Origin of the sequence: Cyanobium sp. Aljojuca 7D2, assembly GCF_024346415.1 — a bacterium.
Lineage (GTDB): Bacteria > Cyanobacteriota > Cyanobacteriia > PCC-6307 > Cyanobiaceae > Cyanobium_A.
The window spans coordinates 94,693-115,575 of sequence record NZ_JAGQCX010000001.1 but is presented as its reverse complement, the minus strand read 5'-3'; the positions used below and the strand labels follow the sequence as shown (position 1 = coordinate 115,575).

Genomic DNA, 20,883 nt, shown 5'->3' with positions numbered 1-20,883 from the left:
CCCCATGCACGCCCTGTCCCTGCCCACCTGGTGGATCCATGTCACCTCGGTGCTCGAGTGGGTGGTGGCGATGGTGGCGATCCAACGGCTGGGCGTTGCCCGCCGGGAGGGGGGGTGGCGCTGGCTGAGCCTGGCCATGCTGCCGGCCCTGGTGAGTGCCATGGCCGCCTGCACCTGGCACCTGTTCGACAACAGCCCCGAGCTGCAAGGCCTGGTGGTGCTGCAGGCCGGGCTCACCACCCTCGGCAACGGCACCCTGGCCCTGGCCGCCTGGAACCTGCTGCGTCAACAGCGGCAGGCAGCGCCATGAGCGGCCCACTCAGCTGGCTGGCCGGCGTCGATCCCACGCCGCTGTTTGTCCTGTCGCTGCTCCCCTACCTGGCCTTTCTGTGGTGGGCGGGTCGCATCGAGGGGTTCCCCAAGCTGGCCCTGCGCGGCTTCCAGTTCACCCTGGTGTTTGTGGCGGTCACCATCGGTGCCGCCGTGATCGCCCAGCTGCGCTATGGGGCCCTGCTCGCCAACGTGGATCCTCTCCACGGGGGCGCCGAATCCCTGCTCACCGTTTCCAACCTGCTGGTGGTGCTCGGCTTTAGCGGTGTGGGCGCCGCGGTCACCACACGCCCCCAGAAGGGAGGGGAATGAACAAGTCTTAAGCAGGGGGATGCATTGCCAACGGTGCCCGGAAGATGGGGCGTCGGCACTTGCTCCATGATCACTCCGCTTCTGGCCCTGGCCCCCGCCACGATCACCTGGTCGCCCAAGGTGGCGCTGGTGATGATCGTCTGCAATGTGATCGCCATTGCCATCGGCAAGGCCACGATCAAGCACCCCAACGTGGGCCTGCAGCTGCCCAGCCCCAGCCTGTTTGGCGGCTTCGGCCATGGCGCCATGCTCGGCACCCTGAGCCTGGGTCACATCCTCGGCATGGGCGCCATCCTCGGCCTGGCCTCCCGCGGCGTGGTTTGAATCGTCAGCCCGGTTTGAGGTCTGGCGTTCAACGCCACCCCAGCAGATAGGGCAACGCCTTGAGCCCATAGCGCTCAAAGCGGTAGTCGAACAGCAGGGCGGAGAGATCCTCCGCCCGTTTGGTTTGCAATCCCGTCAGCAGTCGCTCCAGGCGTCGGTCGGCTTGCGCATGGGCCAGGCCCAGCCAGGTGCGCCTGGCCAACCGGCCACTCAGGCTCCAGCGCCAACCCAGCTCCCGCCGCAGCAAAGCCGGGTAGCGGTCCAGCGGCTTGGCTCGATCACCGCGCTGGCCTCCACCATCGCCCCACACCTGCAGCAGCAGCGGTGCCAGCACCCGGGCACTGGCCAGGGCGTGGCGGATCCCTTCACCGCCCAACAGGTTGGCGGTGCTCACAGCGTCGCCCAGGCCGATCAGCGGCCCCTGGCGGTGCGCTTCCCGGCGCCGCAGCGTGCTGCGGATGCGGCCGCCATGGCGGTCGAGCACCACCGCTCCCGCCAGGCCACTGCGCTGCAGCAAGGCCTGCAACTCCTGCCCAAGCGGCGGTTGGCGCCGTTGGCCGTCGTGCAAGCGGCACACCCCCACCTTGAGCTGGCCCGGGCCCATCGGAAACACCCAGCCGTACCCCTGCTGCACCCAGTTGCTGCCCAGGAAAAAACTGAGCCGATCCGCCCAGGCGGCGTAGGCATCGGAACTCACCTGCAGCAACCACTCCACCCCCAGTCCAGCCACCAGCGGATCGCCCGGGCAGCTGCTGGGCTCGCCGATCAGGGCACGGCTCTCACCACTGGCATCCACCAGCCAACGGCTGCGGATGGCGCGGCGGCCACCACTACCATCCCGCACCCAGGTGCAGGCCCCCTCCCCCTCGAGCTGCCAGCCCAGCGCCGTGACCCCGAGCTGCAGGCGGGCGCCCCAGCCCTGGGCCTGATCCGCCAGCCATTGGCGCAGGGCGCCGAAATCCAGCACGGCCCCCAACGGCTGGTCGGCACTCCACTGACGCCCCTGCGCTCCGGGGCCCACCAGTTGCCAGCCGCTCCAGCGGGCCGCCACCACCGCAGGCGGAAGGCCATAGCGCTCCACCGCCGCCAAGGGCAGGGCCGCGCTGCTGAAGGCCGCCTGACGGAGGTCGGCCAGGCGATCCACCACCAACACATCCACCCCCGCCAGGGCCAGCAAACGGGCCAGCTCGGCACCCGCCGGGCCGGCACCCACCACCAGCACCTCGCAGCGGTCGGGCTCAGCAGTGATGGAACGCTCGCTGAGGCTCAGACGGCAACGGGCTGACCGGCGGCCGCCAGATTGGTGGGGCGGGGAGAACCGAAGCGCTCCAGGATCCGATCAGCCATCTGAGGCGGGGTGAGGCCGAGGCTCTGCTTGCTCTGGTCGGGGCTGGCGTGGTCGACGAGCACATCGGGAATGCCAATGCGCAGCACAGGCACCAGCATGTCGTGGTCGACAAGGGTTTCCACCATCGCGGCACCGAAGCCACCCGCCAGGGCACCCTCCTCCATGGTCACCACTTTGCCGATGCGCTGGGCCATCGGCAGGATCAGCGCCTCATCGAGGGGCCGCAGGAAGCGGGCGTTGATCACCGCCGCGCGGATGCCCTTCTCCTGCAGCAATCCAGCGGTGGCCATCGCCGGGGCCACCATGGCGCCGTAGGCCACGATCAGCAGGTCGTCGCCATCGGTGAGCAGCTCACCGCGGCCGATCGCCAGGGGCTCAAAGCCCTCTTCCGCCAGAGGCACGCCCTCGCCTTCGCCGCGGGGGATGCGCAGGGCGCAGGGGCCGCTGTGGTGAATTGAGGTCACGAGCATGCGCTGCAGCTCGGCCTCATCCTTGGGAGCCATCACCGTGAAGTTGGGGATGGCGCGGAAGTAGCTGATGTCGTACTGGCCCTGATGGGTGGGGCCGTCGGCACCCACGATCCCGGCCCGGTCCAGCACGAAGGTGACGGGCAGGTTCTGGATGCCCACATCGTGGATGAGTTGGTCGAAGGCGCGCTGCAGGAAGGTGCTGTAGATCGCCACCACCGGCTTGAGCCCTTCGCAGGCCATGCCAGCCGCCATGGTGACGGCGTGCTGTTCGGCGATGCCCACATCGAAATACTGATCGGGCAGGGCCTTCTCCAGAAGATCCAGACCGGTGCCCGTGGCCATGGCGGCGGTGATGCCCACCACGGTGGGGTCCTGCTCGCACAGCGTCACCAGCGTTTGGCCAAACACCTTGCTGTAGCTGGGCGGTTTCGGCTTGCTGGAGGGATAGGCCTTGCCGGTGGCCAGATCAAACGCGCTCTGGGCGTGGTAGCCCACCTGGTCGGCCTCGGCATAGGCATAACCCTTGCCCTTGGTGGTGGCCACGTGCACCAGAACGGGCCCCTCGGTGCGGTGCGCCTGCTCGAAGGTGCGCACCATCCCGGCGATGTCATGGCCATCGATCGGGCCGATGTAGGTGAAGCCCAGCTCCTCAAACACGGCACCCACCTTGGGCACCGCCAGGCGCTTCATGCTCTCCTTGAGCGTCTTGAGCTCGGTGGGGAGCTCGCCGTGCATGAAGGGCAGGTGCTTAATCGCCTCTTCGGCGTTGCCCTGCAGAAACTGCAGCGGCGGGCTCAGCCGCATGCGGTTGAGGTAGGTGGAGAGGGCTCCCACCGGCGGACTGATCGACATGTCGTTGTCGTTCAGCACCACCAGCAGCTTGGTTTTCGGCAGGTGGCCGGCATGGTTGATGGCTTCGAGGGCCATGCCGCCGGTGAGGGCACCATCGCCGATCACGGCGACGCATTTAAAGTCTTCGCCGCGGCGATCCCGCGCCAGGGCCATGCCCAGGGCGGCTGAAATCGACGTGCTGGCGTGGCCAGCGCCGAAATGGTCGAAGCGACTCTCACAGCGTTTCAGGTAGCCCGCCACACCGTCCTTCTGGCGCAGGCTGTCGAAATCCTTGTAGCGACCCGTCAACAACTTGTGGGGGTAGGCCTGGTGGCCCACATCCCACACTACCTTGTCGCGGTCGAGATCGAGGGTTTGATACAAGGCCAGGGTGAGCTCCACCACCCCCAACCCCGGGCCCAGATGGCCGCCGCTGGTGCTCACCACCTCCAGGTGGCGCTCCCGGATCTGGCGGCCAATGGCTTCAAGCTCAGCCGTGCTCAGGCCGTGCAGCTGATTCGGGTGATTCAGCTCGCTGAGATGCATGCACAACCCTGGAGGTGGGGTGCAATCTAGGCCTTGGATCCCGCCCGGCGGTGCGGATTGCGACACTGGCGCCATGAGCGAGGCTCCCCACAGCTATCTCCAGCGAATCCTGCGGGCGCGGGTGTACGACGTGGCGATCGAGTCGCCGCTTGATCCCGCCCCCAATCTCTCGGCGCGCCTGCACAACCGGGTGCTGCTGAAGCGCGAAGACCTGCAGCCCGTGTTCAGCTTCAAACTGCGGGGGGCCTACAACAAGATGGCGGGCCTCTCGCCGGCGGAGCTGGAGCGCGGCGTGATCGCCGCCAGCGCCGGCAACCACGCCCAGGGGGTGGCGCTGGGGGCCCAGAAGTTGGGCTGCCGGGCGGTGATTGTGATGCCGGTGACCACACCGGAGATGAAGGTGAAAGCGGTGGCTGCCCGCGGCGCCGAAGTGGTGCTGCACGGCGACAACTACGACGCGGCCTGCACCGAAGCCACCCGACTGGCAGCGGAGCGAGGGCTCACCTTCATCCACCCCTTTGATGATCCGGATGTGATCGCCGGGCAGGGCACGATCGGGCTGGAGATCCTGCGCCAGTGCTCCTCCCCACCGGATGTGATTTATGTGGCGGTGGGCGGTGGCGGCCTGATCGCCGGCATCGGCGCCTACGTCAAAACCCTGTGGCCCCAGGTGCAGATCGTGGGCGTCGAGCCGGTGGATGCCGATGCCATGACCCGCTCGCTGGCCGCCGGCGAGCGGGTGCAGCTCGACCAGGTGGGTCTGTTTGCCGATGGGGTGGCCGTGCGCCGGGTGGGGGAGCTGACCTTCGATTTGGCCCGCCAGACCGTGGATCGCATGGTGACCGTCGACACCGACGCCATCTGCGCCGCCATCAAGGACGTGTTCGAGGACACCCGCTCGATCCTGGAGCCGGCCGGCGCCCTGGCGGTGGCGGGCATGAAACGGGATGTGCTGCAGCAGGGCCTGCATGGTCAGACGCTGGTGGCGGTGGCCTGCGGCGCCAACATGAACTTCGATCGGCTGCGCTTCGTGGCCGAACGCACCGAAATCGGCGAAGACCGCGAGGCGATGCTGGCGGTGGAGATCCCCGAGAAAACCGGCAGCCTGCGGCGCTTCTGTGGGGTGCTGGGCCAGCGCAGCCTCACCGAATTCAGCTATCGGCTGGCCGATCCCCGCGTCGCCCACATCTTCGTGGGGGTGCAGACCAGCGGCAGCGACGACGAGCAGCAACTGATCCACGACGTGCAGGACGCCGGCTTCCCCTGCCTCGACCTCTCCAACAACGAATTGGCCAAGCTGCACCTGCGCCACATGGTGGGTGGGCGCCTGCCTGCCAGCGCTGGCCCCGCCCTGGAGCAGGGGGAGGAATTGCTCTACCGCTTCGAGTTTCCCGAAAAACCCGGCGCCCTGATGGCGTTCGTCAACGCCCTGCACGCCAACTGGAACATCAGCATCTTTCATTACCGCAACCACGGCGCCGATGTGGGGCGGATCGTGGTGGGGGTGCAGGTGCCCCAGGCGGAGCGGGGCGAGTGGCAGGCCTTTCTCAATGGCCTGGGCTACCAGCACTGGGATGAAAGCGACAACCCCGCCTACCGGCTGTTTCTCGGCCCCAGCAGCGCCCCCCTACCAGCCCTGGCCTGAGCCCGAACACCTGCGGTACCGTGCGGCCATGCACACAGGCGCAGCGGCCACTGAGGCGATCCAGGGTCTGTCGCTGCCGGCCCGGATGGAGGCGATTCTCTATCTCAAGGGCCGCCCCCTGAGCCTCGCTGAGCTGGCCGAGATTGCCGCCGTTAGTCGGGAAGAGGCGGAGCTGGGGCTGATCACCCTGATCACCGACTACGCCCACCGCGATACTGCCCTGGAGGTGCGCCAGGAGGGCAACCGCTACAGCCTGCAGCTGCGCGACGGCCTGGGCGATCTGGTGCAGAACCTCCTGCCGGTAGACCTCTCCACCGCTGCCCTGCGCACCCTGGCCACGATCGCGCTGAAGAAACGGATCCTGCAGTCGGATCTGGTGGAGCTGCGGGGTTCGGGTGCCTACGACCACATCAAGGAGCTCCTGGCCCAGAACTTCATCGAGCGCAAGCGCCAGAGCGAGGGTCGCTCCTACTGGCTCACCCTGAGCGAGAAATTCCACCGCACCTTTGCCGTCAAGGCCGACGACCTGCAACCCCGTCCGAGGGCGGCCAAGGCCAAGGTGGTGGATCCCGAACCAGCTCTAGATCAGGCTGAGGATCAGGCTCTTACTCAGGATGAAGCCTGGGACGAGGCTGCCTAGAGTTTCCCGATCGAGATTCCGCCAACGAGAACCAATGGACGCGCTGAGTTTTCTGCTGCAGGTGCTGGCCCAAACCCTCAGCATCTACACCGTGGTGCTGCTGGTGCGGGTGCTGCTCAGCTGGTTCCCCAACCTCGACTGGAGCAATCCGCTGCTCTCCACGGTGAGTTCGATCACCGACCCCTACCTCAACGCCTTCCGCGGCCTGATCCCGCCCCTGGGCGGCCTCGACCTGTCGGCGATCGTGGCCTTCATCGCCCTGCAACTGGTGCAGAGCCTGCTGGAAGGCGCCAGCGTGTCGGTGCTGAGCGCCGGTTACTGATCGAATTCCGCGTTACTCGTCGGCCAGGGCCTGCTCGAGCGGCAGCAATTCGTCGTCGATGCCGGCGCGGGTGCGCACTGGTGCACTGAAACCACGCGCCTTGACGTTGCGGAAGCTGAGGGGCCCTGGGGTGCCCGCCGGCACCGACAGGCGCAGGGCAAAGCTGGAGCTGCCGGGGGGCACGTCGCCGATCGACCCCACGCGGGTGCGGTTCTGGAGCACCGGCTCGCCGCTGGAATCGACGATCAGGGCAAACACATCGGTGTCCACCACCGGTTTGCGGCCCGGATTGAGCACAGTGCCGCGCAGGGCGTAGCAGCTGGCGCCTGAGGGGCGCCGCAACTCGGGTTGAGCGCCAACGTCTTCGGCGGGACAGGGCTCGAGACTCACCTGCGAGACCTGCAGCTCGGCAGCCCAGGCAGGACCGGGCACAAGCAGCAACAACGCCACCAGAAGAGGAGCCAGCACGACTCTGATCACCGCGTATCCCCACTGCCTGCAATCACGTTACGGGCGGCGCGGCTGGCCAGCTTGTCGAGGTTGGCCTGGGCGATCTGGTCAAGCTCCAGGCCCAGTTCGGTGGCGAGTTGGGCCACGTACCAGAGCACATCCCCCAGCTCCAGCTGCAGGGCGGCGATCACCTCGGGGGTGAACTCGCCGTTCTGGTCGCGCATCACCTTCTTGACCTTGTCGGCCACCTCACCGGCCTCACCGCACAGCCCCAGAGTCGGATAAATGGGGTTGGCGCCCGCCTCGGGATAGCGGGCGGTGGCGCGGGAGCGCTGTTGGTAAGCCTGAAAGTCCAACTGCGGCAGCCCGTTGCAGGCCTGGATGGTAGTTTCCAGCTGTCTGATGGCGTGTTGATGCCCCAGCCCGATCTCATGCGTCGCACCAAGATCGTGGCCACGATCGGGCCCGCCACGGAATCTCCGGAACGCCTGCGCGAGTTGATTGCCGCTGGCGCTACCACCTTCCGCCTCAATTTCTCCCACGGGGACCACAGCGAGCACGCCGCGCGGATCGCCACGATCCGCCAGGTCGCCACCGAGCTGGGTATCGAGATCGGCATCCTCCAGGACCTGCAGGGTCCCAAGATCCGCCTGGGCCGTTTCGCCGATGGGCCCATCACCCTGGCCAAGGGTGATCCCTTCACCCTCACCTCGAGAGATGTGGCTTGCAATCAATCGATTGCCACTGTCACCTACGACAACCTCGCCGACGAGGTCGTGCCCGGCAGCCGCATCCTGCTGGATGACGGCCGGGTCGAAATGCTGGTCGAGCGCGTCGACAAGCCCGAGCAAACCCTGTTCTGCAGCGTCACCGTCGGTGGCGTGCTCTCCAACAACAAGGGCGTCAACTTCCCGGACGTGCAGCTCTCGATCCGAGCGCTCACCGAAAAAGACCGAATCGACCTGGCCTTCGGCCTGCAACAGGGTGTCGATTGGGTGGCGCTCAGCTTCGTGCGCAACCCCTCGGACATGCGCGAGATCCGTGAGCTGATCCGCAGCCACGGCCACAGCACCCCGGTGGTCGCCAAGATTGAAAAATTTGAGGCGATCGACCAGATCGACGACATCCTGCCCCTTTGCGACGGGGTGATGGTGGCCCGCGGCGACCTGGGCGTCGAGATGCCCGCCGAAGAGGTGCCGCTGCTCCAGAAAGAGTTGATCCGCAAGGCCAACAGCCTCGGCATCCCGGTGATCACCGCCACCCAGATGCTCGATTCGATGGTGAGCTGCCCCCGCCCCACCCGGGCCGAGGTGAGCGACGTGGCCAACGCCATTCTCGACGGCACCGACGCCGTGATGCTGTCCAACGAGAGCGCGGTGGGGGATTTCCCTGTGGAAGCGGTGGCCACGATGGCCACGATCGCCAGGCGCATCGAGCGCGATTACCCCCAGCGGGTGCTCGACAGCCACATGGCCACCACCATTCCCAACGCCATCTGCCAGGCGGTGAGCAGCATTGCCCGCCAGCTCAACGCCGCGGCGATCCTGCCCCTCACCAAAGGCGGCTCGACCGCCCGCAACGTCAGCAAGTTTCGGCCCAGCACGCCCATCCTGGCGATCACCAGCGAGGTGAAGGTGGCCCGCCAGCTGCAGCTCTGCTGGGGAGTGAATCCCCTGCTGGTGGCGGAACAAAGCTCCTCCACCAGCACCTTCAGCCTGGCCATGGGCATGGCCCGGGGGCTGGGCTTCCTGCAGGACGGCGACCTGGTGGTGCAAACCGCTGGCACCCTCTCCGGGGTGAGCGGCTCCACCGACTTCATCAAGGTCGGCATCGTGTCGGCCGTGCTGTCGAAGGGCACCGGCATCGGCAACGGCTCGGTGAGCGGGCGGGTCCGCCTCGTGGATAGCCCCGAGGCAGCAGCGGCGATCCAGTCGGGCGAGATCCTGGTGGTGCGTGAAACCTCGGCTGATTACGTCGAGGCGATTCGCAAAGCCAAGGCCGTGATTGCCGAAGCCGACGGCATGGAGAGCCACGCGGCCGTGATCGCCCAGCGCACGGGCATTCCGGCGATTGTGGGCGTCGACAACGCCTTTGCCAGCCTGCTTCAGGGCGAGATCGTGACCCTGGATCTGCTCCGCGGGGAAGTGCATCGCGGCGCCCGCAGCCACAACGTGGACGGCGGAAGCGCCATCGTTTAGGGCACCGGCCCCAGCACGTGCCCATGGCTTCGAAATTGCCCGTCGGTGAAACCGTGGGCATGGCTCTGACCACCCTGCGGGCCAACCGGCTGCGCAGCCTGCTCACGATGCTCGGCATCGTGATCGGCAACGCCTCCGTGATCACCTTGGTGGGCGTGGGGCGGGGTGCCCAGAACCTGGCCGAAGGCCAGCTCAGCAACCTCGGTGCCAATGTGTTGTTTGTGGTGCCGGGCAACAACGACACCCGCCGCCAGGGCATCGACTTCCCAAAAACCCTCGTGCTCGAAGACGCCGAGGCGATCGCCGAGCAAGTGCCCAGCGTCAAACGGGTGGCGCCCCAGATCACCCTGAGCGAGGTGATTCAGGCCGGGGGCATCAGCAGCACCGCCTCCGTATCGGGGGTGACACCCGAGTTTCTGCCAGTGCGTCAGTTTGAGGTGGCCCAGGGCCGGTTCTTCTCCGCCAGCGACCTCAGCAGCGCCCGCAACGTCACTGTGGTGGGGCCCGATCTGGGCACCAAGATGTTTCCCGGCAAGGCGCCGGTGGGGCGCCAGCTGCGCATCCGCAACCAGCTGTTCGAGGTGGTCGGCGTGCTGGAGCCCAAGGGGGCCGTGTTTGGCCAAAACCAGGACGAGAACGCCTACGTGCCGCTCACGACGATGGTGAGCAAACTCTCCGGCCGCGATCCCACCTACGGCGTCAACCTCAACTTCATCAGCGTCGAGGCCCGCGACGAAGAGAGCACAGGAGCCGCGAGCTTTCAGATCACCAACCTGCTGCGCCAGCGGCACCGCATCCTGCGGGAGGACGACTTCGCCGTGCGATCCCAGAAGGACGCCCTGACGATCGTGAGCACGATCACCGGCGGACTCACTTTGATGCTGGCGGCCATCGGCGCCGTGTCGCTGCTGGTGGGCGGCATCGGCATCATGAACATCATGTTGGTGTCGGTGAGCGAGCGCACCGAGGAGATCGGCCTGCGCAAGGCCCTCGGCGCCCGCAGCGGCGACGTGCTGCTGCAGTTTCTGGTGGAGTCGCTGGTGCTGGCCAGCCTCGGCGGCGTGATCGGCAGCGCCGTGGGCATTGGCACGGTGGTTGTGGTGGCCGCCGTTACGCCGTTGCCCGCCACGATCGGAGCTGCCACGGTGCTGGCCACGGTGGGGCTGTCGGGCTCGATCGGCCTCTTCTTCGGCGTGGTGCCGGCCCGCCGCGCCGCCCGACTGGATCCAATCGTGGCCCTGCGCAGCCTCTGAGCCAGCCGGGCCACCGCCCTTGCGCCAGCCCAGCCGGCCTGCAAAACCGAAGAAACTATTAAAAACCCAAAAACGTGGCGTTCGTCACCAAACCCGCACGTGAAGCGATGGCTACATGGTGGGCCCTCGCCAGAACTGGCCTTGACTCTGCTGTCGTGCGGCTACCGCAACACCAGTGATCGCATGGTGATCCTGCGCTGCGTCGGTCCCGAGCAGTTTTTCCTCGAACGGGTGGTGTTTCCTTTTGAGCTGCTCAGCTTTCAATGCCCGCCGCAAAGCGTGATCAAGATCTGGACCCATGGCCTCGGCGGTCCTGAACTGGTCGAAACAGTCCAGGCCCAGGAGTTGCTGGTCGAGCCACCCAGCGGTCCTGCCCAGCTCGAAGCCCTCGCCGGTGCCAGCTGCAACGACGTGCCCTGGCCGCAAGCAGGCTGAAGACGGGTTCGATGGTGCATTGAGCGCCAGCCTGCTCCCTGTTCACTTGCCCCTGTTCAACGGAGCGTGAAACACGCACCTCCGGCTGAGCTACAGCGGTCCGCAGCGCCGTTACACTTGTTAAGAATGTGTCTCAGCTATGAACCAGCGCTGGCGTCTGATTGCTCTCTGGCTGCTGCCCCTGGCGGTGGTTGCCTTTCTCGGATGGCAGTTGCTGAGCAGCGGTGGCACGGCCCGCTTCAAGCCCAATAATCCGTCCAGTCCCACCGTTGCGCCCCGTAATGCGGCGGTGGCCCGGATGAGCTACGGCCGCTTCCTTGACTACGTCGACGCCGGACGCGTAACGGCCGTGGACATCTTTGATGGCGGCCGCAGCGCCGTGATCGAGGCGGTGGATCCCGACCTCGACAACCGGGTGCAGCGGCTGCGGGTGGATCTTCCCGGCGTGGCGCCGGAGCTGGTGAACAAGCTGAAGGATCAGGGCATCAGCTTCGACATCCATCCGCCCAAGACCGCCCCTCCGGCGCTGGGATTGCTGGGCAATCTTCTGTTCCCGCTGCTCCTCATCGGCTCGCTGGTGTTCCTGGCCCGTCGCGGTAACGGCATGCCTGGCGGCCCCGGCCAGGCGATGCAGTTCGGCAAGACCAAGGCCCGCTTTGCGATGGAGGCCGAAACCGGCGTCAAATTCGACGACGTGGCCGGTGTGGAAGAAGCCAAACAAGACCTCCAGGAGGTGGTGACCTTCCTGAAAACCCCGGAGCGCTTCACTTCTGTAGGCGCCAAGATTCCCAAGGGTGTGCTGCTGGTTGGCCCTCCAGGCACCGGCAAAACCCTTCTGGCCAAGGCCATTGCCGGCGAGGCCGGCGTGCCCTTCTTCTCCCTCTCCGGTTCGGAATTTGTGGAGATGTTCGTCGGCGTGGGTGCCAGCCGTGTGCGCGACCTGTTCAAGCGGGCCAAGGAAAACAGCCCCTGCCTGATCTTCATCGACGAAATCGATGCGGTGGGCCGCCAGCGTGGTGCCGGCGTGGGAGGTGGGAACGACGAACGGGAGCAGACCCTCAACCAGCTCCTGACGGAGATGGATGGCTTCGAGGGCAACAGCGGCATCATCATCATTGCCGCCACCAACCGGGCCGACGTGCTCGATTCGGCGCTGCTGCGCCCCGGCCGCTTTGACCGTCAGGTGCAGGTGGACGTGCCCGACATCAAGGGGCGCCTGTCGATCCTGAATGTGCACAGCCGCAACAAAAAGCTGGCACCGGATGTGAGCCTCGAAGCCGTAGCTCGCCGCACCCCTGGCTTCTCAGGCGCCGACCTGGCCAACCTGCTCAACGAAGCGGCGATCCTCACCGCCCGCCGCCGCAAGGAAGCCACCACCCTGGCCGAGATCGACGATGCCGTAGATCGGGTGATCGCCGGCATGGAGGGCAAGCCGCTCACCGACGGTCGCAGCAAGCGGCTGATCGCTTACCACGAAGTGGGCCATGCCCTGGTGGGCACCCTGGTGCAGGCCCACGACCCGGTGCAGAAAGTGACGCTGATCCCCCGGGGTCAGGCCCAGGGCCTCACCTGGTTCTCCCCCGATGAGGAGCAGATGCTGGTGAGCCGGGCCCAGCTGCGGGCAAGGATCATGGGCGCCCTGGGCGGCCGCGCTGCTGAAGATGTGGTGTTCGGCTATGCGGAGGTCACCACCGGTGCTGGCGGCGACATCCAGCAGGTGGCCTCGATCGCCCGCCAGATGGTGACGCGCTTCGGCATGAGTGACCTCGGTCAGGTGTCGTTTGAAGCGGGCAACCAAGAGGTGTTCCTCGGCCGCGACCTGATGACCCGCAGCGACGGCTCCGATCGTCTTGCCAGCAAGATCGACGACGCCGTGCGTGAGATCGTGCAGAGCTGCTACGCCGACACGGTGAAGCTGGTGGGGGAGCATCGCGCCTGCATGGACCGGGTGGTGGAGCTCCTGATCGAGAAGGAAACACTCGATGGTGAAGAGTTCCGCGCCATCGTTGCCGAATTCACCACAGTCCCCGAGAAGGAGCGCTTCTCGCCCCTGCTGTCTGATCCGGTTCAGCAAGAACCAGCCCCGGCTGCCTAAACCAACCCAAAAGCCCCTCCCGAGGCTCATCCTCGGGAGGGGCACGTGATCGGTGGACGCTGGTGCTCAGACCGGCCGAAGCGGCACGTCAAACGGGCCGAACGGGCCGCTTTTCGATCACCTTGTCGATCAGGCCATACTCCACCGCCTCAGCAGGCGACATGAAGAAGTCGCGGTCGGTGTCCTCTTCGATGCGCGGCAGGGGCTGGCCGGTGCGATCGGCGAGTTCCGTGTTGAGCTTCTTTTTGAGATAAAGAATCTCGTCGGCCTGGATGCGGATGTCGCTGGCCTGGCCGCGGGCACCGCCCAGGGGCTGGTGAATCATGATCCGCGAGTGGGTGAGGCTGCTCCGCTTGCCCTTGGTGCCGGCGCAAAGCAGGAAGGCTCCCATCGAGGCGGCCAGGCCCACGCAAACGGTTTGCACATCGGGCTTGATGTGTTGCATCGTGTCGAAGATGCCGAGGCCGTCGTACACCGATCCGCCGGGGGAGTTGATGTAGAGGAAGATGTCTTTCTCCGGATCTTCCGCTTCCAGAAACAAAAGCTGGGCTACCACGCGGTTGGCCGACTCCGATGTGACCGGCTCGCCCAGGAAGATGATTCGCTCCCGCAACAGACGGGAATAGATGTCGAATGCGCGTTCACCCCGGCCCGACTCTTCAATCACGATCGGGATCATGGAGCTGTTGCAGCGACTGCATCCGATCCTACTGAGCCTGGGCGGCTAGGGTCGGCGCATCTTGGCCCGATTCAGCGTGAGCGCAGCCCTCACCGTTGCCGACAGCAAGCGTGCCTTCCACCGCACCTTTCCCCACGTGATTGCGCCGCTCTACCGGCGCCTGGTGGATGAGCTGCTGGTGGAGCTGCACCTGCTCAGCCGCCAGAGCGGCTTTCGCAGCGATCCCCTGTTTGCCTGCGGGCTGATTCAGGTGTTCGACAGCTTTGCCAAGGGCTATCGCCCCGATAGCCAACGGGAGCCGCTCTTGGCAGCGCTCTGCTCCGCCTCAGGCTTTGATGCCGCCGCCCTGCGTCAGCAGCGCGATCAGGCCATGGCCGCCATGGGCAGCCACAGCGTCGAGCAGGTGAAGCAGTGGATCGAGCAGGAAGGGGCCGGGGCACCCGAGCCGGTTGCAACGGCTTTGGCGAGCATCCGCCGCCCCGACTTTCACTACTCACGGCTGATGGCAGTCGGCCTGCTGAGCCTGCTGGAGCAGGCCCAGGGAGCTGATGCCATGGATCCCACGGCCCTGCGCAGCTACGCCCACGACCTGGGCAGCGCCATGGGCCTGCTGCGCGATCGGCTCGACAAGGACATCAGCCTCTACGCCAACAATCTCGAGAAGATGGCCCAGGCGGTGGAGCTGATGGAGGAAACCGTTGCGGCTGAGCGCCGCAAACGCGAACGGCAGCAGGAAGCCGCCGCAGCTGCACCCAGCACTAGCGAGCCAACGGCGGACGCTGGGGGCGAAGCTGCAACTGAAGCTGCCCCGTCAGCTGGCTGAGGGGCGAGCCCAGCACTCCGGCGCCACTGGCCGCATGGATGGCCACCAGATCCAGCTGGGCGGCCTGCTGCACCAGCTCCGGCAGCTCCGGAGGCAGCAAGCCCAAGCGAGACAGGGCCTGGGGGCGAGCCCGCAACACCGTTGCCCCAGCTGAGCCGGGCAGCCCGAGGGTCGGGACTGGAGCGGCAAGGGTTGGATCGGCAAGGGTTGCAGGGGAGTTGGCCAAGGCAGGCTCAGGCCCCAGATACAGAAGCAACTGGGGCTGGCCCGAGGCGGCCAGCACCCAGCGCCAGCCACCCACCACCAGGCCATCCTCGCGGCGCCAGCTGATGGCGGGCAGCGCGGCTGAACCGCTGCGGGTCGCGGCCAGGCCCTGCGCCTCCAGCGACGGCACCAAGGCATCCAGCAGCTGGCTCCAGGGGCGGCGTTCGCCGCTGACATGCAGCTGAACCTCCAAGCCGGCCTGAAACGGCCCCTGGGCCAGCGGCCGCAACCGCAGCACAAAGGGAACCCGGCGCAGCAGGGCCAGCTGGCCATCACCGATGCCGTAGCGGGCCGCCAGGGGTTCGCGGATCAACTGGCGGCTGAGCAGCCCCTGCAACAGCGCATCCAGAACTGGGCCGCGCCACTCCAGCAGCAGATCGGCGGGCAGGGGCCGCAGCGGCGGAGCCGGTTGGGGCCGGCCGGGGGCGCTCAGGAGGCCACTGGCGGCACTCGCCTCGCCCGTCAGGCCCAGGCTGGCCCCGTCCAACCGCAGGCTCAGGCAACCCTCCTGGAAACGCTGGAGCAGGGGCGCCATCGGTCCAGCCATCACCCCGAGGCCGAGGGGCGCCCAGAACACCGCCTGCTCCCGCTGCAGCCGCAGCAGACAGCGCTGCTCCAGGCCGCGGCGCTGGCGCTGGGCCAGCCGCAGCTGGTCTTGCAGCAGCCGCTGGGAGAGCGGATCGGCCGCCACCACCACCAGGTCATCGACCCGCAGGCTGTGGGGCGGCAGGCCACTGGCGGCGCGGGCCGTGAGCGCCGGGGGCAGGGTGTGGGCGGGGAACGCCAGGTAGGCGCCGCCATCGCCATCGCGCCCCCAGAACTGCCACCACACCCGCCGCTGCTGCTGCCAGACGTTGCGGACCAGGGCTGGCCCTAGCCGCTGGCTCCACAGGGCCGGCACGGGGCGCTGCGGCGAGGCGGGAAAGCTCTGCATCAGCGCCGCCTGACCCATCAGCCGCTCCAGGCCCTGGGCCCGCGGCCGGGGCCAGCGCAGCAACACACCAGCCGGCAGCAGCACCAGCAGGGCAGTGAGGGCCGCGGTCCAACGCAAACGCGTCATGCCACAGCCCCGTAGAGGGTGGTGCGGCGGCGCACCGGACGGCCCAGCTGCCGTGCCGCCGCCTCAAGAGCTTCAGGAGACTGGCAGGTGCCCCCACTCGCCCCCGCCATCGTGGTGATGTGCTCCTCCATCAGGGTGCCGCCCAGGTCGTTGCAGCCCCAGCGCAAGGCTTCGGTGGCGCTGGCAAGGGTGAGCTTCACCCAGCTCGGCTGGTGGAAGGGAAACCAGGGCCCCAGCAGAATCCTGGCCTGGGTCGTGAGCCGCAGCATCGCCGCGGCATCGGGCTGGTCGCGCCGCACCCGGGCCCGCAGGGCGGCCGGCGCCGAGGCGCCCACGAACGGCAGCAGCACAAACTCCGTGAAACCCTGGCGTTGATGCTGCCAGGCGTAGCGCTGCACGGCCACCAGGGTGAGCAGATGGGCCGCCCGATCGGCCGGGCCCTCGATGTGGCCAGCCATCAGGGTGCTGGTGGACGGCAGCCCGTGCTGATGGACCTGCAGCATCACCGCCACCCAGTCCCGCGCCGTCAGCTTCTCGGGGCAGAGCACCCTCCGCACCGGCTCACTCAGCACCTCGGCTGCCGTACCTGGCACCGAGCCCAGCCCCGCCGCCTGCAGCCGCTCCAGCACATGATCCAGGGATAGGCCGTCGTGCTGGGCGAAATACAAGAGCTCCTGGGGGGAGAAGGCATGCAGATGCAGGCCTGGGGCGGCTTGCTGCAACCGCTGCAGCAGCCGTTCGGCATAGGCCAGCTGGCTGCCCTCCACGGTGGCCTCGGGGTTGAGGCCGCCCTGGATGCAGAGCTCGGTGGCGCCGGCATCGCGGGCCTCGGCGGCCCGCCGCTCCAGTTCCGCTTCAGCAAGCCAGTAGGCGCCCGGTTCACCGGCATCGCGGCGAAAGGCGCAGAAGCTGCAGTGCTTGATGCAGTGGTTGGAGACGTTGAGGTTGCGGTTCACCACGTAGGTGACCGTGTTGCCCGCCAAGGCGTGCCGCAGGGCATCGGCGGCGCCGCGCAGGTGCTCGTCGGCCCCGCCGCTGGTGGGCTGACTGAGCAGCGCCAGGGCCAGCGGTGCCATGGCCCGAGGCAGAGCTGCCGGATCAGTGGACTCCACGCCGGATCCAGTGGCAGCGTGGAGATCGGCGATGGCCTCCAGCAACTCAGACAGGGAACCAGGCACCGCCTGCTCGGGTGGCGGCACCAACAGTTCATCTGCCGTGCGCCAGGCCCAGTCGGCGAGCCCGGCAGGGATCACGAGCGTCGCTTGGCTTCAAGCGCCTTGCGGCGACGGCGATCCCGCCACTCAACCGTGGAGAGGTAGATCACCCCACCACTGACAAACACCAGCAGCAAAGCGGCGATGGCCGACAGCAGCTGGGGGAGGGAAATGGGCAGCTCAGGCACCGAAAATCGCCAAGCCGCGGTCAGAACTTGATGCTGTTGTCGCCATGACGACCCCAGACCACCATCGCGATCGAGAAGCTGAACAGGGCTGCCAGCGACGCCCAACCCACAGTGATCAACATGGCGCTGCCATCAGTCGTTGGCGGCACTTTACCTAGGGTGGGCCCATCAGGCGCCTGCGGTGGAGGTCTTGGTGATGGATGGTTGGGTTGCTGTGGAAGGTGAGGCTGCTGTGGATGTTCGGGCTAGGGATGGGGTTCAGCCGGTGCGGATGACGAGTTCCTCCCCCACCGCCGTGCAGGAGCGGCAGCGGCTGCGCCAGCCCTACCCCCACTTCAAGGTGGTGGTGCTCGACGACGACGTGAACACCTTCCAGCACGTTGTGGAATGCCTGGTGCGCTTCATCCCGGCGATGCAGCCAGATCAAGCCTGGGCCCTGGCGCATCGCATCGATAGCGAGGGCTCGGCAGTGGTGTGGTGCGGGCCCCAGGAGCAGGCCGAGCTCTACCACCAGCAACTCGGAGCCGAAGGGCTGACCATGGCCCCCCTGGAGCCCGGCTGATGGGGCGGGTGGTGATCACCCACAGCACCTACGTCGAGGGCCTGGTGCCACTGCTCAAGCGGCTGGCCCGCTGCCCCGGCATCGACACGGTGACCCCCGCAGTGATCAGCCGGGTGCGGGGCCGAAGCGCCCAGCTGCGGCTGCGGGTGTCAGCCCCGATCACCGGTGGCCACAAGCTGGTCGCCCGGCGCGGCAGCAGTGCCCAGGAAGTGTTCGTGGTCACCGGCTGGAGCCGCGAGCAACTGCAGCAACAGTTGGATGCGCTGTTGGGTCAGGCGTCGCCCAACAGCAGCTCGCCGGACGGCGACCGCTCATAAACCGCCGGCGCCCGGAAGCGGGCATAGGCTCCCCCCTCCCGAAACCAGCTTTCGGGCTCCAGGCTCAGCCCATCGGGCTGGAGCTGCCAGCGCTGCTGCAGATAGGCGGTGTAGTCGTCGGGGTTGGTCTGGGGGGCCTGCCAGTGCACCACCGCAAACGCGAGGGCCCGCACCCGCACGATCCCACCACTCGACTCCTGGATCTCCTCCTCCAGCAGAAAGGTGCGGAAGCGATCGAGCACCCCGCCGGGGGAGGCCGGCGCACCGTCTTCGATCAACCTGCCCTCCAGCGCGTATTTGCGCAAATAGAGCTCCCGGGCCCTGGGGAACACCGGCCCCGGAGCAAGGGAGAGCAACGACTCAAAAGCCTGCTGAAAGGACTCCATCGAGGCAGGGGGGCCGAACCCATCTTCAACAACCATGGCGTCCAGAATGCCGTCTGGTCCCGCCCCCTGTCGCCGCCCATGCCGATCACCCCAGCCCAGCTCGATGGGGCCATGGCGTGGCGCTATGCCACCAAGGTGTTTGACGCAAGCCGCCGGATCGATGCGGCCACTTGGAGCGCCCTGGAGAACGCCCTCGTCCAGAGCCCGTCGAGTTACGGGCTACAGCCCTGGAAATTCCTGGTGATCCGCGACCCGGCCCTGCGCGAGCAGCTGCGGCCCGAGTCGTGGAACCAGAGCCAGATCACCGACGCCTCCCATCTGGTGGTGTTTCTGGTGCAACGCCAGATCGGCCCGGCAGAAGCCGACCGGCTGATCACGACCATGGCCCAGACCCGCGGCCTCGATCCCGCTGACCTGGCCACCTACCGCCAGATGATTGACGTTGACCTGATCAACGGCCCCCGCAGCCAGCAGATCGAGCGCTGGGCCAGCAACCAGGTGTACATCGCCCTGGGCACCTTGATGACGGCCGCCGCCCTGCTGGAGGTGGACACCTGCGCGATTGAGGGCTTCGACCCAGCGGCCTATGACCGCATCCTTGGGCTCGACAACACGCCCTACCGCAGCTGCGTGGTGTGCGCCGTGGGCTACCGCTCAGACAGCGACAAATACGCCAGCCTGGCCAAGGTGCGCTACCCGGCCAGTGAGCTGATCGAAGTGCGCTGACCGAAGTGCGCTGATGGCGCAGGGGTGATCAGGTTGGAAATGGGGTGGACCGCCGTGCCGTTTTGCCCCAGTGTTCGACCTGGTGGAACCAGAAGGGGGGTCAAGGACGGGGCGCCGTTTCCGGCTACGAGGCCGGCTTACGTTGCTTCCGCTGCAGACCCCCCATGTCGAAAAGGGAGTCAGATCAGAAAACTGTAAAAGGCAGTGACCAACGCGGCAGTCCTCGATCACTGTAGGCCGATTCGCGCCGATTCAGCCCGATTCGGCGGGCGATTGGGCCATGGCGCTGGGCGCCACCGCAGGGGGCAGGGGCCAGATCAGGCGCACCTGCTCAAGCAGGTGCTGCGCCTGATCGTCCCGCTCCTGGGGGGTGGTGCCCTCCAGCAGCAAGGTGACATGGCCCAGCTTGCGCCCCGGGCTGGACCCCTGCTTGCCATACCAATGCACCGTGGCCTGGGGCAGGGCCGCGAGAGCGTCGCGTTGGCTCTGGTAGTCGGCGTCGGAGCTCTCAAAACCGAGCAGATTCACCATCAGGGCCCCGGGCACCTGCAACTCCACGGGTCCCATCGGCAGCCCGGCAACGATGCGCACCTGCTGCGCAAACTGACTGGTGTGAGCCGCCTCGATCGTGAAGTGGCCGGAGTTGTGGGTGCGGGGGGCAATCTCATTGACCTGGAGGCCGCCCTGTCCGTAGAAGAACTCAATCGACAGCACCCCCACATAGTTGATGGCGGTGAGCAGGGAGGCGGCGATGTTGCGGGCGTAGGCCTGCACCGCATGGGGCACGGACGCCGGTGCCAGCACCCAGTCACACACCTGCTGATGCTGGTGGGTCTGCACGAGCGGGTAGCACTGCAGATTGCCGGCCCGGTCGCGGCAGGCGAGCTGGGAAAGCTCCAGCTCAAAGGACACCAGCTCCTCGAGAATCCAGTCGCTGGCGGGAATGCGGGCCAGCAGCGCCTGGAGATCCTCTGGCCCCTGGAGCACGGCCGTGCCCTTGCCGTCGTAGCCGCCGGTGGAGGCCTTAGCCATCAGGGGGTAGGAGAAGCCATCCGGCAACACCCCATCGGAGGGCAGATCACACCAACGGGGAGCCGGCAAACCCAACTGCTGCAGCAACTCACGTTGGCTGCGCTTGCTCACCAATGGGGAGAGCGCTTCCAGGCTGGGCAGAAAAGTGATGCCGTCAAAACTGAGCGGCGCCAGGGCCGGCAGGTCGACCCACTCGTTTTCAAAGGTGATGGCGCTGCAGCGACGGGCCAGCTCGCGGGTGGCAGCGATGTCGTCAAGATCGGCCTGCACCACGCTGGTGGCCAGGGATGTGGCGGGATCGTGGGCTCCCGGGGTTTGCACATGCAGGTGCACATGCAGCTGCTGGGCCGCCGCCGCGAGCATCCAGGCCAGCTGGCCGCCACCCACCACGCCGATGGATGGCATCAAGGGGGTGGCTGTTGGCTCGGCCATA

Annotated in this window: 25 protein-coding genes and 1 other RNA gene; 14 read left to right on the top strand and 12 right to left on the bottom strand. The window is 67.1% G+C overall.

Translation table 11 applies throughout. The features are described 5' to 3' along the window. The first annotated feature begins 4 nt into the window (after nucleotides 1-4). The 3 genes from KBY57_RS00620 to psaK all read left to right on the top strand — a co-directional run bounded on the left by KBY57_RS00620 (nucleotide 5) and on the right by psaK (nucleotide 966). Nucleotides 5-310 (top strand): DUF2499 domain-containing protein, encoded by a 306-nt coding sequence (locus KBY57_RS00620; RefSeq protein ID WP_254993963.1) that lies wholly within the window; start codon nucleotides 5-7, stop codon nucleotides 308-310. Continuing rightward, a complete protein-coding gene (locus tag KBY57_RS00615) occupies nucleotides 307-642 on the top strand; it encodes a DUF3593 domain-containing protein (RefSeq protein WP_254993961.1) in 336 nt (111 codons plus the stop codon). Before KBY57_RS00620 ends, KBY57_RS00615 begins: the two co-directional genes overlap by 4 nt. 66 nt (nucleotides 643-708) lie before the next feature. After that, entirely contained in the window at nucleotides 709-966 is a 258-nt protein-coding gene (gene psaK / locus KBY57_RS00610) for a photosystem I reaction center subunit PsaK (protein WP_094560288.1), read from the top strand. 28 nt (nucleotides 967-994) lie between these two features. Here psaK and KBY57_RS00605 read toward each other — a convergent pair whose 3' ends face one another. Then, a complete protein-coding gene (locus tag KBY57_RS00605; protein WP_254993960.1) occupies nucleotides 995-2,188 on the bottom strand; it encodes an NAD(P)/FAD-dependent oxidoreductase in 1,194 nt (397 codons plus the stop codon). Between the two features lie 44 nt (nucleotides 2,189-2,232). Further along, nucleotides 2,233-4,161, bottom strand: coding sequence for a 1-deoxy-D-xylulose-5-phosphate synthase (gene dxs, locus KBY57_RS00600; RefSeq protein WP_254993958.1), 1,929 nt, complete (start codon nucleotides 4,159-4,161; stop codon nucleotides 2,233-2,235). Between the two features lie 73 nt (nucleotides 4,162-4,234). Between dxs and ilvA the strand changes: the two genes are divergently transcribed. From ilvA to KBY57_RS00585, 3 genes are read left to right on the top strand one after another with little or no spacing between them, the layout of a single operon-like run. Further along, a complete protein-coding gene (gene ilvA, locus KBY57_RS00595; protein ID WP_254993957.1) occupies nucleotides 4,235-5,806 on the top strand; it encodes a threonine ammonia-lyase, biosynthetic in 1,572 nt (523 codons plus the stop codon). Nucleotides 5,807-5,834: 28 nt separating this feature from the next. Further along, nucleotides 5,835-6,446 (top strand): SMC-Scp complex subunit ScpB, encoded by a 612-nt coding sequence (gene scpB / locus KBY57_RS00590; protein WP_254993956.1) that lies wholly within the window; start codon nucleotides 5,835-5,837, stop codon nucleotides 6,444-6,446. 34 nt (nucleotides 6,447-6,480) lie between these two features. Next, nucleotides 6,481-6,768, top strand: coding sequence for a YggT family protein (locus KBY57_RS00585; protein ID WP_254993955.1), 288 nt, complete (start codon nucleotides 6,481-6,483; stop codon nucleotides 6,766-6,768). 12 nt (nucleotides 6,769-6,780) lie between these two features. Here KBY57_RS00585 and KBY57_RS00580 read toward each other — a convergent pair whose 3' ends face one another. After that, nucleotides 6,781-7,236: a hypothetical protein gene (locus KBY57_RS00580; RefSeq protein WP_409996377.1), complete on the bottom strand. Its 456-nt coding sequence runs from the start codon at nucleotides 7,234-7,236 to the stop codon at nucleotides 6,781-6,783. 8 nt (nucleotides 7,237-7,244) lie between these two features. Continuing rightward, nucleotides 7,245-7,574, bottom strand: coding sequence for a nucleoside triphosphate pyrophosphohydrolase family protein (locus tag KBY57_RS00575; protein ID WP_254993953.1), 330 nt, complete (start codon nucleotides 7,572-7,574; stop codon nucleotides 7,245-7,247). Between the two features lie 57 nt (nucleotides 7,575-7,631). Between KBY57_RS00575 and pyk the strand changes: the two genes are divergently transcribed. The 4 genes from pyk (at nucleotide 7,632) to ftsH (ending at nucleotide 13,199) form a co-directional block, all read left to right on the top strand. Beyond that, nucleotides 7,632-9,416, top strand: a complete 1,785-nt coding sequence (gene pyk, locus KBY57_RS00570) for a pyruvate kinase (protein ID WP_254993952.1) — start codon at nucleotides 7,632-7,634, stop codon at nucleotides 9,414-9,416. A gap of 23 nt (nucleotides 9,417-9,439) precedes the next feature. Further along, nucleotides 9,440-10,669: an ABC transporter permease gene (locus KBY57_RS00565; RefSeq protein ID WP_254993951.1), complete on the top strand. Its 1,230-nt coding sequence runs from the start codon at nucleotides 9,440-9,442 to the stop codon at nucleotides 10,667-10,669. A gap of 141 nt (nucleotides 10,670-10,810) precedes the next feature. After that, nucleotides 10,811-11,104 carry a DUF1830 domain-containing protein gene (locus KBY57_RS00560; RefSeq protein ID WP_254993950.1) on the top strand — a complete coding sequence of 98 codons (294 nt, stop codon included), beginning with the start codon at nucleotides 10,811-10,813 and terminating at the stop codon, nucleotides 11,102-11,104. A gap of 139 nt (nucleotides 11,105-11,243) precedes the next feature. Next, the gene (gene ftsH / locus KBY57_RS00555) at nucleotides 11,244-13,199 is read left to right on the top strand and encodes an ATP-dependent zinc metalloprotease FtsH (RefSeq protein WP_254993949.1); all 1,956 of its coding nucleotides are present in this window, start codon (nucleotides 11,244-11,246) and stop codon (nucleotides 13,197-13,199) included. 88 nt (nucleotides 13,200-13,287) lie between these two features. Here ftsH and clpP read toward each other — a convergent pair whose 3' ends face one another. Further along, the gene (gene clpP, locus KBY57_RS00550) at nucleotides 13,288-13,878 is read right to left on the bottom strand and encodes an ATP-dependent Clp endopeptidase proteolytic subunit ClpP (RefSeq protein ID WP_094560278.1); all 591 of its coding nucleotides are present in this window, start codon (nucleotides 13,876-13,878) and stop codon (nucleotides 13,288-13,290) included. Between the two features lie 76 nt (nucleotides 13,879-13,954). On the opposite strand from clpP, the gene psb29 reads away from it, so the two are divergent. Further along, complete coding sequence (gene psb29, locus KBY57_RS00545; RefSeq protein ID WP_254993948.1) at nucleotides 13,955-14,701, top strand: photosystem II biogenesis protein Psp29; 747 nt, start codon at nucleotides 13,955-13,957, stop codon at nucleotides 14,699-14,701. On the opposite strand, the gene KBY57_RS00540 is transcribed toward psb29, so the two are convergent. The 4 genes from KBY57_RS00540 to petN form a co-directional block, all read right to left on the bottom strand. Next, on the bottom strand, nucleotides 14,637-16,025 hold the full coding sequence (locus KBY57_RS00540) for a hypothetical protein (RefSeq protein ID WP_254993947.1): 1,389 nt from the start codon (nucleotides 16,023-16,025) through the stop codon (nucleotides 14,637-14,639). The two genes, psb29 and KBY57_RS00540, sit on opposite strands and share 65 nt — an antisense overlap. Beyond that, nucleotides 16,022-17,101: a CofH family radical SAM protein gene (locus tag KBY57_RS00535; RefSeq protein WP_409996385.1), complete on the bottom strand. Its 1,080-nt coding sequence runs from the start codon at nucleotides 17,099-17,101 to the stop codon at nucleotides 16,022-16,024. The genes KBY57_RS00540 and KBY57_RS00535 overlap by 4 nt, the downstream gene beginning before the upstream one ends. A gap of 173 nt (nucleotides 17,102-17,274) precedes the next feature. Then, entirely contained in the window at nucleotides 17,275-17,427 is a 153-nt protein-coding gene (locus tag KBY57_RS00530) for a hypothetical protein (protein WP_254993944.1), read from the bottom strand. A 20-nt stretch (nucleotides 17,428-17,447) separates the two neighbouring features. After that, nucleotides 17,448-17,549, bottom strand: coding sequence for a cytochrome b6-f complex subunit PetN (gene petN, locus KBY57_RS00525; protein WP_254927940.1), 102 nt, complete (start codon nucleotides 17,547-17,549; stop codon nucleotides 17,448-17,450). A gap of 149 nt (nucleotides 17,550-17,698) precedes the next feature. On the opposite strand from petN, the gene clpS reads away from it, so the two are divergent. Then, nucleotides 17,699-17,989, top strand: coding sequence for an ATP-dependent Clp protease adapter ClpS (gene clpS / locus KBY57_RS00520; protein WP_254993943.1), 291 nt, complete (start codon nucleotides 17,699-17,701; stop codon nucleotides 17,987-17,989). Beyond that, nucleotides 17,989-18,306, top strand: a complete 318-nt coding sequence (locus tag KBY57_RS00515) for a DUF2103 domain-containing protein (protein WP_254993942.1) — start codon at nucleotides 17,989-17,991, stop codon at nucleotides 18,304-18,306. Before clpS ends, KBY57_RS00515 begins: the two co-directional genes overlap by 1 nt. Here the strand turns inward: KBY57_RS00515 and KBY57_RS00510 are convergent. Next, nucleotides 18,261-18,728 carry a hypothetical protein gene (locus tag KBY57_RS00510; RefSeq protein ID WP_254993941.1) on the bottom strand — a complete coding sequence of 156 codons (468 nt, stop codon included), beginning with the start codon at nucleotides 18,726-18,728 and terminating at the stop codon, nucleotides 18,261-18,263. The two genes, KBY57_RS00515 and KBY57_RS00510, sit on opposite strands and share 46 nt — an antisense overlap. 42 nt (nucleotides 18,729-18,770) lie before the next feature. Between KBY57_RS00510 and KBY57_RS00505 the strand changes: the two genes are divergently transcribed. Continuing rightward, entirely contained in the window at nucleotides 18,771-19,418 is a 648-nt protein-coding gene (locus KBY57_RS00505; protein ID WP_254993940.1) for an NAD(P)H-dependent oxidoreductase, read from the top strand. A gap of 42 nt (nucleotides 19,419-19,460) precedes the next feature. On the opposite strand, the gene ssrS is transcribed toward KBY57_RS00505, so the two are convergent. Then, nucleotides 19,461-19,644: non-coding RNA, 6S RNA (ssrS, locus tag KBY57_RS00500), on the bottom strand. Nucleotides 19,645-19,670: 26 nt separating this feature from the next. Next, nucleotides 19,671-20,882 (bottom strand): 5-(carboxyamino)imidazole ribonucleotide synthase, encoded by a 1,212-nt coding sequence (locus KBY57_RS00495; protein ID WP_254993939.1) that lies wholly within the window; start codon nucleotides 20,880-20,882, stop codon nucleotides 19,671-19,673. Nucleotide 20,883: the final 1 nt, after the last annotated feature.